Genomic DNA, 13,242 nt, shown 5'->3' with positions numbered 1-13,242 from the left:
CATGGTAGAACACCTTCATCCTGATCAAACCCGTCCCCGACCTGAGAGAGTGATATGAGCGACGACCCCTACACCGTTCTTGGTGTCTCGAAGGACGCCAGTACAGCCGATATCAAAAAAGCCTACCGGCGTATCGCCAAGGATTGCCATCCGGATCTAAAACCGGGCGATGACGCGGCTGAGGCCAAGTTCAAGGCCGCCGCGGCTGCTTATGATCTGTTAAAAGATCCTGAAACACGTGCGCGTTTCGACAACGGGGAAATAGACGCCTCGGGTCAGGAGCGCCCGCAACAGCAGTATTACCGGGACTATGCCGAGGCCGCTGGAAACCCCTATCGCGGGCGTCAGGCGGATCCTGACGACATGTCAGACATCTTCGCCGAGTTCATGCGTGGTCGCGGCGGTTTTGGGGGCCAGCGCGGCCACCAGTTTCACGCACCGGGTCACAATCTGAGCTACTCGCTTCAAATCAGCTTCCTGGACTCCGTGTTCGGCGCCAGTCAGAAATTGACCTTGCCGGATGGAGACCGGATCGAGGTTAAAATCCCGGCCGGGATCACCGACGGCCAGACCATCCGGTTGCGCGGCAAAGGCGCGCCGGGATATGGCGAAGGCCCTCCGGGTGACGCACTGGTGACGGTTTCGGTCGCCAAGCACCCGGTTTTTGAACGTCAGGGCGATGACATCCATATCACGCTGCCGATCACGATCGACGAGGCCATTCTGGGCGGAAAAGTCCCGGCCCCCACCATAGACGGCGGGGTGAATGTCAACGTCCCGGCAGGCACCAGCAGCGGCAAAACGCTTCGGTTGCGCGGCAAAGGCGTGAAAAAGCGCGGCTCGTCCGCCCGAGGTGATCAGCTGATTGAGCTGACCATTGCGACACCGGACAAGATCGATGATGAACTGAAGCAGTTCATGGAAACCTGGCGTCAAAAGCACCGCTATGATCCGCGGAAAGGAATGCAGCTATGACCCTGACCGAAAAGGAACTGATAGAAACGGTCACCCGCCTGACATCGGACCGCCTGACCGAATACCTGGCGGCGGAAATCGTGATTCCGGAACAGTCGGATCAAGGGCTAGTTTATCAAAACATCGACGTCGCCCGTCTGGAACTGGCCTGCGAGTTGCACGAACAGTACGACATGGAGGCGGATGCGCTGTCGATGATGATCTCACTGATCGACCAGCTGCATGGGCTGCGGGCCGAACTGCGCGAAGTTCTGAACGCAATCGAGGCGCAACCCGAACCTGTGCGGCAGCAACTGGTCAAGGTCATCGGTACAGCGCGATTCCGTCGCAGATAGCGGGGTTTTGGACTCGAAACATTTGGATTAGAAGGCCGGCTTGATCCTTTGACAGGTGGCGCCATGACCCAGTCCAGATCCGAATTGCTGATGCCTGCGGGCAATCTGCGCAAGCTGAAACTCGCTGTCCTTTACGGGGCGGATGCGGTGTATCTGGGCACGCCCGATATGTCGCTGCGCACGAAATCCGAGTTTTCGCTGGAAGAGGTGATCGAGGGCGTCGAGTTCTGCCACAGCCATGGCCGGCGCGCCTATCTGACGCTGAACCTGTTCTCGCACAACAAGGACATCCCGAAGCTGGACGAATATATCGACACGGTCCGCAAAGTGCAGCCGGACGGGTTGATCATCGCCGACCCCGGCGTGTTCCAGTACGTGCGCGACCGCGCGCCGGAACTGCCGCTGCACATCTCGACCCAGGCCAATATCTGTTCATGGCTGTCGGTGAAGTTCTGGCAGGATCAGGGCGCGGAACTGGTGGTTCTGGCGCGCGAGGTTTCCTATCCCGAACTGGTGGAGATCCGTGAAAAATGCCCCGACATCAAGCTCGAGGCCTTCGTCCACGGTGCCATGTGCATGACCTATTCGGGCCGCTGCCTGCTGTCGAACTTCATGGCGGAACGCGGCGCGAACCAGGGCAACTGCGCCAATTCCTGCCGCTGGAACTATGCGCTGAAACTGCGCCTGAAGGATGGCACCCATCAGGAACTGCGGATCACCGAGGAAAACGCCGACCTGTTCGAATTCCTGCTGGAAGAAGGCTGCCGCCCCGGCGATCTGATGCCGATCGAGGAAGACGATCGCGGTTCCTACATCCTCAATTCGCGCGATCTGTGCATCATGCCCAAGCTGGACGAATACCTGAAGATCGGCGTCGACAGCCTCAAGGTCGAGGGGCGCGGTAAATCGGAATACTATGCCGCCATCGTCGCGCGCGCCTATCGCATGGCCATCGACGATTACTATGCCGACCCCCAGAGCTGGGACCCGAAACCCTATATGCGCGAGTTGGAGACCGTGGGAAACCGCGGCTACACGCTGGCCTTCCACGAGGGGCGTCTGACCAACTACGCCCATGATTACGAGCACACGGCGTCCATCGCGCAATGGGAATATGCCGGGATCGTCACCGAAGTGACCGAGGATGCCTTTCTGGTCGAGGTAAAGAACAAGCTGGAACCGGGCGATGTGCTGGATTTCGTCTCGCCCATCTCGCGCGAGACGGTTCTGCTGCGGGTCTATGATTTCGAACGCGCATCCGATGGTGCGCGGATGGACGTGGTGCATGGCAGCACCAAAACAGTGATCCGCCTGCCCTTCACCCTGTTCGACCACGAGGATATCGACGATCTGCGCGCCCGGTTCCCCGTCTATTCCGTGCTGCGCAAGGAACGCGCCCTGATCGACGAACACTGGAGCCGCATCCGCTTTGACAAGCTGGTGCAGGGTTTGGAAACCTCGGGCCGTGACAACCCTGGCGCCTACGCCCGCCGTCGCGACGCCCTGGTTGAAAAGATCGGCGAAGACGGCACCGAACGCCGTTTCAAAACCAACCGCATCGGCACCGAGGGATGCTGCGGCAAAGGTTGCAACGGCTGCTTGATTTTCTGGCAGGACGACAAATACGCGCTGGCCCGTGAAGTTCTGTCAAAGCGCAAACAAGGCGAACAACTCAGCCGCCGCGAGGCGACGGAACTGAAGCTGCCGGGCGCGCAACAAGCCTGAGCCGGCTCAGTCGCGTGTTCGATACTCTTCCGGCACGTAAAACGTATAGTCCCGATCTGCCACCTGTTCGTGGCAGACATGGCAATAGGCCACGGCACCGGCGCGGTCGCCCATAGTGTCCCCAAAGACCGAGCCGTCCGGCAAGACCATGATGTAACGCCAATCCGCCGTGTCCGGGCTGGCATCTTCTGCCAGTTTCTCCATTACGAACATGGCACCGGGATGCACGTGACCTTCATCCGTCACGGTCATGCTGTCCTTGGCAAGAACCGACCCCATGGGAAGTTCTTCACCTTCCTGCAATGTCGCGTAATTATGCGCCATGCGATTGGCATAGCTGTTCACATACCTTTGCCCGTGGGTTGCCGAAATATAGGGCGCATCGTTGAAAAGCGGCCAGCTTTGGTAGTTGAGGATCAGGTCTAGTTGCGCCACGGCGTAGCCACGCGCCATGCGGCGATTGAGGGATCGGTAGTGTTCCAAAGCCTCTTGTTTGCTCAACTCGGCAGGGTTTTCGATTGCGATATGAGCGTCCTGGCCGTCAGCAAAGGCCAAGCCTGAACCCGAGACGATAGCAAGCGCAGCGGCACCAAAACGGATGATCGAAAAAGAACTTGCATTCATAATCGTGGCCCACCTGAAATTCAGTTCACCTGAGCGCTTTCTGCACCACTTGGAACAGTCTAGCGGAATCGCAAAAACTCGCCATCTCTGACCCGGACACCTCACCGGCTTGTGCATCGAATTGAAGAGGCAAATTCAGCGACGGGCACGAGAAATATAGCAAATTATGCATGTGGTTTCAGCATCTGAAACATTAAGTTTGAACAAAACAATTGTGACGTGCAGACAGAGCCAGAAAACACTTAAGGCGCGATCCGATCAAGCCTGGCCCAGATGGACCAAACCCTATCGGCTCAGGCCTGTTTCGGCCTCGATTTGTTTGCGTGATTTGCGCGCCCGTTCGGTGGCCGACTTCAACTGACCGCAAGCCGCCATGATGTCCTCACCGCGTGTCTTGCGGATGGGCGAGGCATAGCCGGCCTGATAGATGATGTTGGCGAAGGCGCGGATGCGGTTGTTCGAGCTGCGCTTGTACGGTGCGCCGGGCCATTCGTTGAACGGGATCAGGTTGATCTTGGCCGGAATGTTGTGTCGCTTGATGTGATCGATCAGACGATGCGCATCTTCGTCACTGTCATTCACACCGTCCAGCATCACATATTCAAACGTGATCCGTTCGGAATTCGAAGCATTGGGATAGCTGGCCAAAGCGGTCAGCAGTTCCTCGATATTCCAACGTTTGTTGATGGGCACAAGAACGTCGCGGGTTTCATCGGTGGTGGCGTGGAACGAGATCGCCAGCAGGCACCCGATTTCCTCGGCCGTGCGCGCGATCTCGGGCACCACGCCCGAGGTCGACAGGGTAATCCGCCGGCGCGACAGAGAAATGCCCTCGGGGTCCATGGCGATTTTCATCGCGTCGCGGACGTTTTCGAAATTGTAAAGCGGCTCGCCCATGCCCATCAGAACGATGTTCGACAGCAGGCGGGTTTCGTCCTTGGGTGCGCCGGGGGTTGGCCATTCTTCAAGATCGTCACGCGCCATCATGATTTGGCCGACGATTTCTGCGGATGTCAGGTTTCGTACAAGTTTTTGGGTTCCGGTGTGACAAAACGAACAGGTCAGCGTACAGCCCACCTGGGACGAGATGCACAGGGTTCCGCGATCTTCTTCGGGGATATAAACCACCTCGACCTCATGCCCGCCGGCGATGCGGCACAGATACTTGCGGGTACCATCCTCGGACACCTGACGCGTCACCACTTCGGGGATTTCGATCACGAAATGCTCGGCCAGTTGTGCCCGATAGGCTTTGGCGAGATTGGTCATCTGGGCAAAATCGCGCACACCCCATTGATAGATCCATTGCCAGATCTGGCCGGTGCGCATCCTGGCCTGTTTCTCGGGCGTGCCGTGTTCAATCAAGGTGTCGCGCAACCTGTCGCGCGTAAGACCGACAAGGTTGATCTTCCCGTCGGGCAGTTTGCGCGGGATGGTCATGACGTCTTGGGTGATCGGCGCTTTGGGCGACATTGGCGTATCTCAAAGGAATCGGGCTTGGGATGCGCCTCTATATAGGAACCCGCGCAAAGATCAAAAGGTTTCCTGTGCCGGCAGGCCCGGCACGATGCACATGCCGGGCCTATTTGATCAGTTTACCGGCGGCGGTGTGTAGCAATCATTGGCGTCCAGGGTCTGAACCGGATCTTCCGGGCCACATTGCTCGCCCGATATCGGATAGGAATCCGCGGTTTTCTCGCAAGCGCTCAGCACGGCGACGGATGCGGCAAGAACCAGAGTGATCCAAGTTTTCTGTTTCATCACGATGTCCTCTCTAGGTGGCTGAACCACTTAGTTCACATTGCCGAGTGCGAAACTTTGATACGGATCAAATCTGGCAGATGACCAGACGTCAAAAGCCCCGCTACGAGGCGGGGCCTTTTCAACACTCGACGCGACAAGATCAGTTGGTGCAGCGCTTCTCAGCGTCTTCAATCGCTGCGGTAAAGCCCAGCAGCGAGAAGGTGTCTTTCGTCTGCGTACCGCGCTCGGACCGGGCGGTCAGAACAGCCTCGGTTCCGCGCTTCAGGGCGGTGATGATCTTGGCATCATCCGCATCCGATGCGGCCCAGGCCCATTCGCCTTCTGTGAACAGTTCGAACTCGGTCCCGTCCACATTCAGGTTCACCGTCGAACCCGCAGCAAACGGGTAGCCGCCGGTAAAGGTCAATTGGCCTTTCACCTCCGCATTCGGGCGATAGAAGACAAACAGAAGGATATCGCTGCGCCGTACGGAAACCACACGTCCTCCGCGGGTGTTTACGGTTTCCTTGGGCGCCGAGACGCTCCAGCATTCGGTGGGATCGTCTTCGACAAAAACGCTCCAATCCGTTTTTGCAGCAACGCGGTTGGTGCTTGTCGCCTGTTGGGCGATTGCAGATGTTGCTGCGATGCCTGCCACACACAGGCCCGCTATTGTGCGAACGAGCATTGATCCCATTTGTCCAGCCTCCTAGCTCGACCCTTACCTCATACCCATCGGACACGTCTGCGAACCCTGCCGGTTCGTCTATTCGTTTGCGTCTTCCGATGATTGCCGACATACACACACTAACGCAGATTTCGCCACAGGCGAAAGGGCGATTGGCAGAATTTTGCGCATAAATTTCGGAGGTCGAGATGACGCAGCCCGTACCCATGACAGAACTTTGGCGCGGCCCTCTGCTGGAAAGTCTGCATCTGGGTCATGCGGTTATTTGCGATGACACGGGCCACATCGTGCGCAGTTGGGGCGACCCGCAATCCGTCATATACCCGCGGTCATCGGCCAAGATGATTCAAGCGCTTCCGTTGGTCACATCAGGGGCAGCGGCGAAATACGGGCTGACCAGCGAACACCTCGCGTTGGCCTGCGCCTCGCATAACGGGGCGGCGATCCATACAGATCGCGTGACGGCGTGGCTGGACCATCTGGGGTTGAACGAGCACGATCTGCGTTGCGGCCCACAGGAGCCCGCCGACACCGCCGCGCGCGACCGGCTGATTTTGGCGGACGACACGCCTTGCCAGATCCACAACAACTGTTCCGGCAAGCATTGCGGCTTTCTGACTCTGGCACAGCATATGGGCGCCGGGCCGGAATACCTTGAAATTGATCATCCGGTGCAACAAGCCTGCCTGTCTGCCGTCGAAGAAACAACGGCCGAGACCAGCCCGGCATACGGCATCGATGGCTGTTCCGCCCCGAATTTCGCCACATCGCTTTTCGGTTTGGCACGTTCGATGGCTTGGTTTGCTTCAGCCGCAGACCGGTCCGACCGTTCCAGCGATGCAGCGATGCAGCTGGTGGCCGCGATGGTGAAACACCCGGAACTTGTTGCCGGTGAGACCCGGGCCTGCACCGAACTGATGCGCGCGATGAACGGACGTGTAGCCATCAAAACCGGGGCCGAGGCCGTGTTCGTGGCCATCATCCCGGAAAAACGCATGGGTGTTGCGCTGAAGATCACCGATGGCACCACCCGCGCCAGCGAATGCGCGATTGCCGCCATTCTTGTCAGCCTTGGCGTGCTGGAGGCCGATCACCCGGCCACCCGCAAATTCATGAACGCCACGCAATACAGCCGGCGCGGGCTGGAATGCGGCGTGATCAAACCTGCGACGGGTTTCCCCGACTAAGGTCCTCACATCTCGATTTCGTGGATTTCGGCCACTTCAACCGAGCCTGTGCCGTTGACGACCATCGGGCAGCCCTTGGCCATCTCGGTCGCAGCGTCGATATTGTCAGCTTTGATCACCGTGAAGCCCGAGGCCGGGTTTGCGCCGCCGTTATCGACCACTCCGTTGTTGCTGACTGTGTAAGACTGCCCCACCGGGTTTCCGGGGATATCGAGGGCGTCGCCCATATCCTGAAACCAGGCACTCCAGGCGGCCATGGTCGCCTCGATCTCGGCGGGGTCGGTCGGGGTGTGACCCCCGTGATAGACAAACAGAAACTTGGGCATATCGCTCCTCCGTGACAAAAACCTAAGTGCAAAGTGCTTCGAGTTTGCGCAGCGAAGACGTCCAACCCTGAGTGTGGTTCGCAGCTGCTTCAGCATCGGCCAGTTCACGGTGGTCCAGCACAAGGCGGGCACCGTTTTCGGTTGCGGCAACGGAAAGGGTCACGTGGCTTTCGGCACCGCGTTGATCCTGATCGTCATGCCAACCCCATGTAAAACCCACTGATTTAGGCGGGTCGACATGCGTCACGTGGCCCGAGACCTTGTATTGCTGGCCCTCGCCATTCTCCATCACCGAGTACCAAGGACCGGTGCGCGAGAAATCCAGGTTGTGGTCCGGCACGTGCATCCCTTCGGGCCCCCACCACTGAAGCAATCTGGTGCCGTCACTGATCCAAGCAAACAGTTCTTCGGGGCTGACGGGGAATTCCCGTTCCAGTTTCAGGTCGGCCATGAATTCTCCCTTTCTATTATTTCACTCAGACGATCCAGGCTGCCTTCCCAGAATTGCCGCTTGGAAATCGTCCAGTCGGCAATCGCCCGCAATCCTTCGGATCGGATGGAATACATGCGCTGGGTTCCTTGCACGCGCTGCTGCACCAACCCGGCCTCGCGCAGCACCTTGAGGTGGCGCGAAATCGCCGCGCCGGACATGCCGCGCCCTTCGATCAGATCACCGGCAGGCAGTTCGCCCTGCTCCATCAGTTGCTCGACAATCGAGAACCGGGTGGCATCGGACAAAGCGGAAAACGTGGTCAGAAGTGTGTTCATACCCCTTATTTAACACAAATGTTAAATAAAAGATAGCCCTGATCAGCCGCCTACGAAATCGGCGCGGCAATAGCCTTGCAGGTAAAGCAGTGCCGTCAGGTCGCCGTGATTCACCCGCACATCACATTGGGCGGCCACCGACGGTTTGGCATGAAGGGCAACCCCGGTCCCGGCCCGGCCAAGCATTCCAAGGTCATTGGCCCCGTCACCCACGGCGATCACGTCACTTTCCGACAGGCCCCGACGCGTTGAAATCTGCGCCAGCGCTTCGACCTTGGCCTGACGCCCCAGAATTGGACGCGCGACGTCTCCGGTCAGCTTGCCATCTTCCGCCAGCAAAGTGTTGGCGCGGTTTTCATCGAACCCCAAAAGCTCTGCCACCCGGGCGGTAAAGGCCGTAAAGCCACCGGATACCAATGCTGTATAGGCCCCGTTGGCCCGCATCGTCGCCAGCAATTCCCTGCCTCCGGGCATCAGGGTGATCCGTTCCCGCAGAACTTTGCCGATGACGCGTTCATCCAGATTTTTCAGCAAACCAACCCGCTCGATCAGGGCGCCTTCGAAATCAAGCTCTCCGTTCATGGCACGGGCCGTTATGTCCTTGACCCGGTCGCCGACGCCGGCCTCATCCGCCAGTTCATCGATACATTCCTGCTGGATCATCGTGCTGTCCATATCGGCCAGCAGCATCTGTTTGCGCCGTCCTTGCGCAGGTTGCACGATCAGGTCCACCCCCATCCCTTGCAGGTCTGCCCAAACGTCCCAGCGATTGTCGGGGATGGCGTTCAACTCGAACTCTGCCGCCTCATCCGGGTTGAGCCAGAGGATGTCCCCGCCACCCCACGCATTGCGCAATGACTCGGGCAATGCGCTGTCCAGCGAAGGCGCTGCCGGATTGGTCAGCAAAGTGGCGACATACATCTTCAATCTCCAAATTTCTTGGCCGGGCGAGGTGATCTAGGGGGTCAACGGCAAACGGCCTTGATCGGTCAATTCCCAGCAGGTCTGCCCTTCGAACACCGCGACACCCACCGGACGCCCATATCCGGCACCTGTGTCCAGATTGACGCGATTTCCATAATGCGTTGCCCGGTCTACCGGAGTGTGGCCATGCACGATCAGCTTGGGATGCGGGCCCCGATGAGCATGAAAATCCTGCCTGATCCAGACCAGGTCGTTGTCCCGCTGCGCGTTGAGCGGTACGCCCGGGCGAATGCCTGCGTGAACAAAGGCAAGCTGGGGCGTCTGATGCATCAGAACCAGATCCCGCAAAAAGGTCAGGTGCGATTTCGGCACCGCCGCCTGCGCCATCCGATGCAGATCTTCCAGACGAATCTGGCCTTCGAATTCCACGCCATAACTGCGCAGGGTCTCGACCCCACCCAGCCTTTCATGCAGCCAATGATAACCGACAAGCAAATGCGGATCGTGACGCGGCGTATCCTCCATGAACCAGGCGAACATGCGGTCATGGTTGCCCAGCAGAGTGACCCAGTTCAGGCCCGCATCGCGCCCGGCAATCAGACGCTCGATCAGCCCGCGGCTGTCCGGGCCGCGATCCACGTAATCACCCAGAAACACGATCTGGGCATCCGGGCCGCCATCGCCCCGGATCAGAGACAGCGCGCGTTCCAGCTCGGCCACCTGCCCGTGCAGATCACCAACAACGTAGACAGGCTGTGTCATAGATCCTCCGACGGTAAGGTTCAGCTCGCTTGTGCCGCAGATTGCAGGCTGAGAAAACAAAGGACCCGGGCCTTCGGTCAACCGGGTCCTGAACTGTTTCTCAAACTCAACAGGCCACGTCAGGTGACATCAAATTCCAGCGGCTTGATCTGCGTGAACAGACCCGTTTCCGCCAGCTTGGCGCGTGCCTCGGCCGGAACCGGTTCGTCGACATAAAGCAACGCAATCGCTTCTCCGCCGGCCTCGGATCGACCAAGGGTAAAGTTCGCGATGTTGACGTTGTTCTCGCCCATGGTCTGCCCCAAAGCACCGATGATGCCCGGCACGTCTTCGTTGGTGGTGTAGAGCATATGGGCACCGACCTCGGCGTCGATATTGATGCCCTTGATCTGGATGAACCGCGGTTTGCCGTCGCTGAACACGGTGCCGCCGATGGAACGCTCGCGCTTGTCGGTCACAACGGTGACTTTGATATAACCTTCGAAGGCACCCGATTTGTCCTGATTGGTGGTCGAGATCTTGATCCCACGTTCCTTGGCGACAACCGGGGCCGACACCATGTTCACCTCGGGGTTGAACTTTTTCATGATCCCGGCGACCACCGAGCAGTTCAACGCCGCCAGATTCATTTCAGCGGCCACACCATCATACAGGATATTGATCGCCTTGACCGGCTCATCCGTCATCTGGCCGATGAAGCTGCCCAGATGGCCGGCCAGCTTGATCCACGGCCCCATCACCTTGGCTTCTTCCGCCGTCACACTAGGCATGTTCAAAGCGTTCTCGACCGCACCTGTCAGCAGATAGTTCGAGATCTGCTCGGCCACTTGCAGCGCCACATTCTCCTGCGCTTCGGTCGTTGCCGCGCCAAGATGCGGCGTGCAGACCACGTTGGGCAGGTTGAACAGGGGGTTGTCCTTGGCGGGTTCTTCACTGAACACGTCAAACGCGGCGCCCGCAACGTGACCGGATTGCAGCGCCTCGGCCAAGGCCTCCTCATCCACCAGACCGCCCCGAGCACAGTTGATGATGCGCACGCCTTTCTTGGTTTTGGCAAGGTTTTCACGGCTCAGAATATTGCGGGTCTGATCCGTCAGCGGCACGTGCAGGGTGATGAAGTCGGCGCGGGACAGCAACTCGTCCAGCTCAACCTTTTCCACGCCCATCTTGGCGGCTTTCTCTTCGCCCAGATAGGGATCATAGGCGATGACTTTCATCTTCAGGCCAAGCGCGCGCTCGCACACGATGCCACCGATGTTCCCCGCACCAATGACGCCGAGCGTCTTGTTGGTCAGCTCGATCCCCATGAACTTGGACTTTTCCCACTTGCCCGCATGGGTCGAAGTGCTGGCCTCGGGGATCTGCCGCGCCACGGCAAACATCATCGCAATGGCGTGTTCGGCAGTGGTGATCATATTGCCGAATGGCGTGTTCATCACGATCACACCTTTTTTCGACGCCGCTTCCTTGTCGATATTGTCAGTGCCGATTCCGGCGCGGCCGATCACCTTCAGCTTGTCGGCTTTTTCCAGAATGGTCGGCGTGACCTTGGTGGCCGAGCGGATGGCAAGACCGTCATACTGGCCGATCACCTCGGCCAACTTGTCCTTGTCCTTGCCCAGATCGGGCATGAAATCCACGTCGATGCCGCGATCACGGAAAATCTGAACGGCGGTTTCGCTGAGTTTGTCGGAAACGAGTACTTTGGGAGCCATGTTTGTGGTCCTTGAATGTATTGAGAGGTCCGGGCCGATGCGGCCCGGTAAAGATGGGATGCGATCAGGCGGCTTCTGTTTGCGCCGCGATTTCGGCCTCGAAGGCCCATGCCAGCCAAGGCAGCATCGCTTCGATATCCGAGGTCTCGACCGTACCGCCGCACCAGATCCGCAAGCCCGCAGGCGCGTCGCGATAGGCCCCGATGTCCAGCGCGACATTCTCGGATTCCAGCCGTTTGGCCACAGCCTTGGCAAAGCTTGCGCCGTCCTGAATTCGGGCATCGGTGAATTTCAGACAGACGGATGTGTTCGACCGCGTCGCTGCGTCTTCGGCCAGGTTTTCGATCCAGTCGTTCCGGTCGCAGAACGCATGCACGGCATCGGCATTGGCGTTCGCGCGGGCAATAAGGCCCTTCAGACCGCCCACCGAGCGCGCCCAATCCAGTGCAAACAGATAATCCTCAACCGCCAGCATCGACGGCGTGTTGATCGTCGCCCCCGTGAAGATGCCTTCGATCAGCTTGCCACCCTTGGTCAGGCGGAAGATTTTCGGCAGCGGCCATGCAGGGGTGTAGCTCTCCAGACGTTCAACGGCGCGCGGCGACAGGATCAGCATCCCATGCGCGGCCTCACCGCCCAGAACCTTCTGCCAGCTGAAGGTGGTCACATCCAGCTTGTCCCAGGGCAGGTCCATCGCAAAGGCAGCCGAGGTTGCGTCGCAGATCGTCAGACCCTGACGATCATCGGCGATCCAGTCGCCATTCGGCACGCGCACGCCCGAAGTCGTGCCATTCCAGGTAAATACGACGTCATTGGCGAAATCGACCGATGCCAGATCCACGATCTGTCCGTAATCGGCGGTCTTCACCTCGGCGTCGATCTTAAGCTGCTTGACCACATCGGTCACCCAACCGGACCCAAAGCTTTCCCACGCCAGCATCTCGACCTTGCGTTCGCCCAATAGCGACCAAAGAGCCATCTCAACCGCGCCCGTGTCCGAGGCGGGAACAATGCCGATCCTGTAATCTGCCGGAATGCCCAGCACCTCGCGCGTGCCTTCGATGGCCGCTTTCAGCTTGTCCTTGCCAACGGCGGCACGGTGCGAGCGTCCCAAGGCGGCATCGGCCAGTTTGGTCAGATCAAATGTGGGGGGTTTGGCGCAAGGGCCCGAGGAGAAACGCGGATTGGCCGGCCGCGTCGCCGGTTTTTGAGTGCTCATCTGTATTACCCTTCCAGATACACGCCCCTCGTTGGGGAGGGGTGTCCCACGCACAGAGCTATGGGCCCTTCGCACCCGCAGCAAGCGAAAAAGACGCTTCGCTGGGTAAAAACGACATCCCAAAAGGGCTCAAATCAGAACATGAGTTTCCGATTGGCGAAAAACCCCGCCGAAACTCGGCGGGGTTTTTTGATGTTATTCCGCGGCGTCTTCGTATGCGTCCATTGGGGGGCATGTGCAGACGAGGTTTC

General features: G+C 58.9%; 15 protein-coding genes. 4 read left to right on the top strand and 11 right to left on the bottom strand.

The features are described from left to right. Window positions 1-54: 54 nt before the first annotated feature. The 3 genes from GOW60_RS19220 to GOW60_RS19210 all read left to right on the top strand — a co-directional run bounded on the left by GOW60_RS19220 (window position 55) and on the right by GOW60_RS19210 (window position 3,035). A complete protein-coding gene (locus GOW60_RS19220; protein ID WP_171230552.1) occupies window positions 55-975 on the top strand; it encodes a DnaJ C-terminal domain-containing protein in 921 nt (306 codons plus the stop codon). Continuing rightward, on the top strand, window positions 972-1,310 hold the full coding sequence (locus GOW60_RS19215) for a hypothetical protein (protein WP_170345537.1): 339 nt from the start codon (window positions 972-974) through the stop codon (window positions 1,308-1,310). Before GOW60_RS19220 ends, GOW60_RS19215 begins: the two co-directional genes overlap by 4 nt. A 63-nt stretch (window positions 1,311-1,373) precedes the next feature. After that, the gene (locus GOW60_RS19210; RefSeq protein WP_171230551.1) at window positions 1,374-3,035 is read left to right on the top strand and encodes a U32 family peptidase; all 1,662 of its coding nucleotides are present in this window, start codon (window positions 1,374-1,376) and stop codon (window positions 3,033-3,035) included. 6 nt (window positions 3,036-3,041) lie between these two features. Here the strand turns inward: GOW60_RS19210 and GOW60_RS19205 are convergent, their stop codons facing one another. The 4 genes from GOW60_RS19205 to GOW60_RS19190 form a co-directional block, all read right to left on the bottom strand. Then, a complete protein-coding gene (locus tag GOW60_RS19205) occupies window positions 3,042-3,659 on the bottom strand; it encodes a cytochrome P460 family protein (protein ID WP_171119961.1) in 618 nt (205 codons plus the stop codon). 285 nt (window positions 3,660-3,944) lie between these two features. Continuing rightward, on the bottom strand, window positions 3,945-5,132 hold the full coding sequence (gene rlmN / locus GOW60_RS19200) for a 23S rRNA (adenine(2503)-C(2))-methyltransferase RlmN (protein WP_171230550.1): 1,188 nt from the start codon (window positions 5,130-5,132) through the stop codon (window positions 3,945-3,947). A 117-nt stretch (window positions 5,133-5,249) separates the two neighbouring features. Further along, a complete protein-coding gene (locus tag GOW60_RS19195; RefSeq protein WP_171230549.1) occupies window positions 5,250-5,420 on the bottom strand; it encodes a hypothetical protein in 171 nt (56 codons plus the stop codon). Window positions 5,421-5,562: 142 nt separating this feature from the next. Next, window positions 5,563-6,099, bottom strand: a complete 537-nt coding sequence (locus GOW60_RS19190; RefSeq protein ID WP_171119964.1) for an invasion associated locus B family protein — start codon at window positions 6,097-6,099, stop codon at window positions 5,563-5,565. A gap of 179 nt (window positions 6,100-6,278) precedes the next feature. On the opposite strand from GOW60_RS19190, the gene GOW60_RS19185 reads away from it, so the two are divergent. Then, a complete protein-coding gene (locus GOW60_RS19185) occupies window positions 6,279-7,277 on the top strand; it encodes an asparaginase (protein WP_171230548.1) in 999 nt (332 codons plus the stop codon). Between the two features lie 5 nt (window positions 7,278-7,282). Here the strand turns inward: GOW60_RS19185 and GOW60_RS19180 are convergent, their stop codons facing one another. The 7 genes from GOW60_RS19180 to GOW60_RS19150 all read right to left on the bottom strand — a co-directional run bounded on the left by GOW60_RS19180 (window position 7,283) and on the right by GOW60_RS19150 (window position 12,991). Further along, the gene (locus tag GOW60_RS19180; protein WP_171230547.1) at window positions 7,283-7,603 is read right to left on the bottom strand and encodes a YciI family protein; all 321 of its coding nucleotides are present in this window, start codon (window positions 7,601-7,603) and stop codon (window positions 7,283-7,285) included. Between the two features lie 22 nt (window positions 7,604-7,625). Further along, window positions 7,626-8,054 (bottom strand): SRPBCC domain-containing protein, encoded by a 429-nt coding sequence (locus tag GOW60_RS19175; RefSeq protein ID WP_171230546.1) that lies wholly within the window; start codon window positions 8,052-8,054, stop codon window positions 7,626-7,628. Continuing rightward, complete coding sequence (locus tag GOW60_RS19170) at window positions 8,042-8,371, bottom strand: helix-turn-helix transcriptional regulator (protein ID WP_152459330.1); 330 nt, start codon at window positions 8,369-8,371, stop codon at window positions 8,042-8,044. The genes GOW60_RS19175 and GOW60_RS19170 overlap by 13 nt, the downstream gene beginning before the upstream one ends. A gap of 42 nt (window positions 8,372-8,413) precedes the next feature. After that, the gene (serB, locus tag GOW60_RS19165; RefSeq protein ID WP_171230545.1) at window positions 8,414-9,292 is read right to left on the bottom strand and encodes a phosphoserine phosphatase SerB; all 879 of its coding nucleotides are present in this window, start codon (window positions 9,290-9,292) and stop codon (window positions 8,414-8,416) included. 36 nt (window positions 9,293-9,328) lie between these two features. Continuing rightward, window positions 9,329-10,057 carry a metallophosphoesterase family protein gene (locus GOW60_RS19160; RefSeq protein WP_171230544.1) on the bottom strand — a complete coding sequence of 243 codons (729 nt, stop codon included), beginning with the start codon at window positions 10,055-10,057 and terminating at the stop codon, window positions 9,329-9,331. A gap of 119 nt (window positions 10,058-10,176) precedes the next feature. Continuing rightward, the gene (gene serA / locus GOW60_RS19155) at window positions 10,177-11,772 is read right to left on the bottom strand and encodes a phosphoglycerate dehydrogenase (RefSeq protein ID WP_171119971.1); all 1,596 of its coding nucleotides are present in this window, start codon (window positions 11,770-11,772) and stop codon (window positions 10,177-10,179) included. A 64-nt stretch (window positions 11,773-11,836) separates the two neighbouring features. After that, window positions 11,837-12,991 (bottom strand): phosphoserine transaminase, encoded by a 1,155-nt coding sequence (locus GOW60_RS19150; RefSeq protein ID WP_171230543.1) that lies wholly within the window; start codon window positions 12,989-12,991, stop codon window positions 11,837-11,839. Window positions 12,992-13,242 lie beyond the last annotated feature (251 nt).

The sequence above is a fragment of the Ruegeria sp. HKCCA4008 genome, assembly GCF_013033125.1.
Lineage (GTDB): Bacteria > Pseudomonadota > Alphaproteobacteria > Rhodobacterales > Rhodobacteraceae > Ruegeria.
This window is presented reverse-complemented; position numbering and strand designations above follow the sequence as displayed.

What these genes read in the sequence shown, in the direction of transcription:
- GOW60_RS19220 (WP_171230552.1), top strand. Translation starts at nt 55, where the DNA reads ATGAGCGACGACCCCTACACCGTTCTTGGTGTCTCGAAGGACGCCAGT.
- GOW60_RS19215 (WP_170345537.1), top strand. Translation starts at nt 972, where the DNA reads ATGACCCTGACCGAAAAGGAACTGATAGAAACGGTCACCCGCCTGACA.
- GOW60_RS19210 (WP_171230551.1), top strand. Translation starts at nt 1,374, where the DNA reads ATGACCCAGTCCAGATCCGAATTGCTGATGCCTGCGGGCAATCTGCGC.
- GOW60_RS19205 (WP_171119961.1), bottom strand. Translation starts at nt 3,659, where the DNA reads ATGAATGCAAGTTCTTTTTCGATCATCCGTTTTGGTGCCGCTGCGCTT.
- rlmN (WP_171230550.1), bottom strand. Translation starts at nt 5,132, where the DNA reads ATGTCGCCCAAAGCGCCGATCACCCAAGACGTCATGACCATCCCGCGC.
- GOW60_RS19195 (WP_171230549.1), bottom strand. Translation starts at nt 5,420, where the DNA reads ATGAAACAGAAAACTTGGATCACTCTGGTTCTTGCCGCATCCGTCGCC.
- GOW60_RS19190 (WP_171119964.1), bottom strand. Translation starts at nt 6,099, where the DNA reads ATGGGATCAATGCTCGTTCGCACAATAGCGGGCCTGTGTGTGGCAGGC.
- GOW60_RS19185 (WP_171230548.1), top strand. Translation starts at nt 6,279, where the DNA reads ATGACGCAGCCCGTACCCATGACAGAACTTTGGCGCGGCCCTCTGCTG.
- GOW60_RS19180 (WP_171230547.1), bottom strand. Translation starts at nt 7,603, where the DNA reads ATGCCCAAGTTTCTGTTTGTCTATCACGGGGGTCACACCCCGACCGAC.
- GOW60_RS19175 (WP_171230546.1), bottom strand. Translation starts at nt 8,054, where the DNA reads ATGGCCGACCTGAAACTGGAACGGGAATTCCCCGTCAGCCCCGAAGAA.
- GOW60_RS19170 (WP_152459330.1), bottom strand. Translation starts at nt 8,371, where the DNA reads ATGAACACACTTCTGACCACGTTTTCCGCTTTGTCCGATGCCACCCGG.
- serB (WP_171230545.1), bottom strand. Translation starts at nt 9,292, where the DNA reads ATGTATGTCGCCACTTTGCTGACCAATCCGGCAGCGCCTTCGCTGGAC.
- GOW60_RS19160 (WP_171230544.1), bottom strand. Translation starts at nt 10,057, where the DNA reads ATGACACAGCCTGTCTACGTTGTTGGTGATCTGCACGGGCAGGTGGCC.
- serA (WP_171119971.1), bottom strand. Translation starts at nt 11,772, where the DNA reads ATGGCTCCCAAAGTACTCGTTTCCGACAAACTCAGCGAAACCGCCGTT.
- GOW60_RS19150 (WP_171230543.1), bottom strand. Translation starts at nt 12,991, where the DNA reads ATGAGCACTCAAAAACCGGCGACGCGGCCGGCCAATCCGCGTTTCTCC.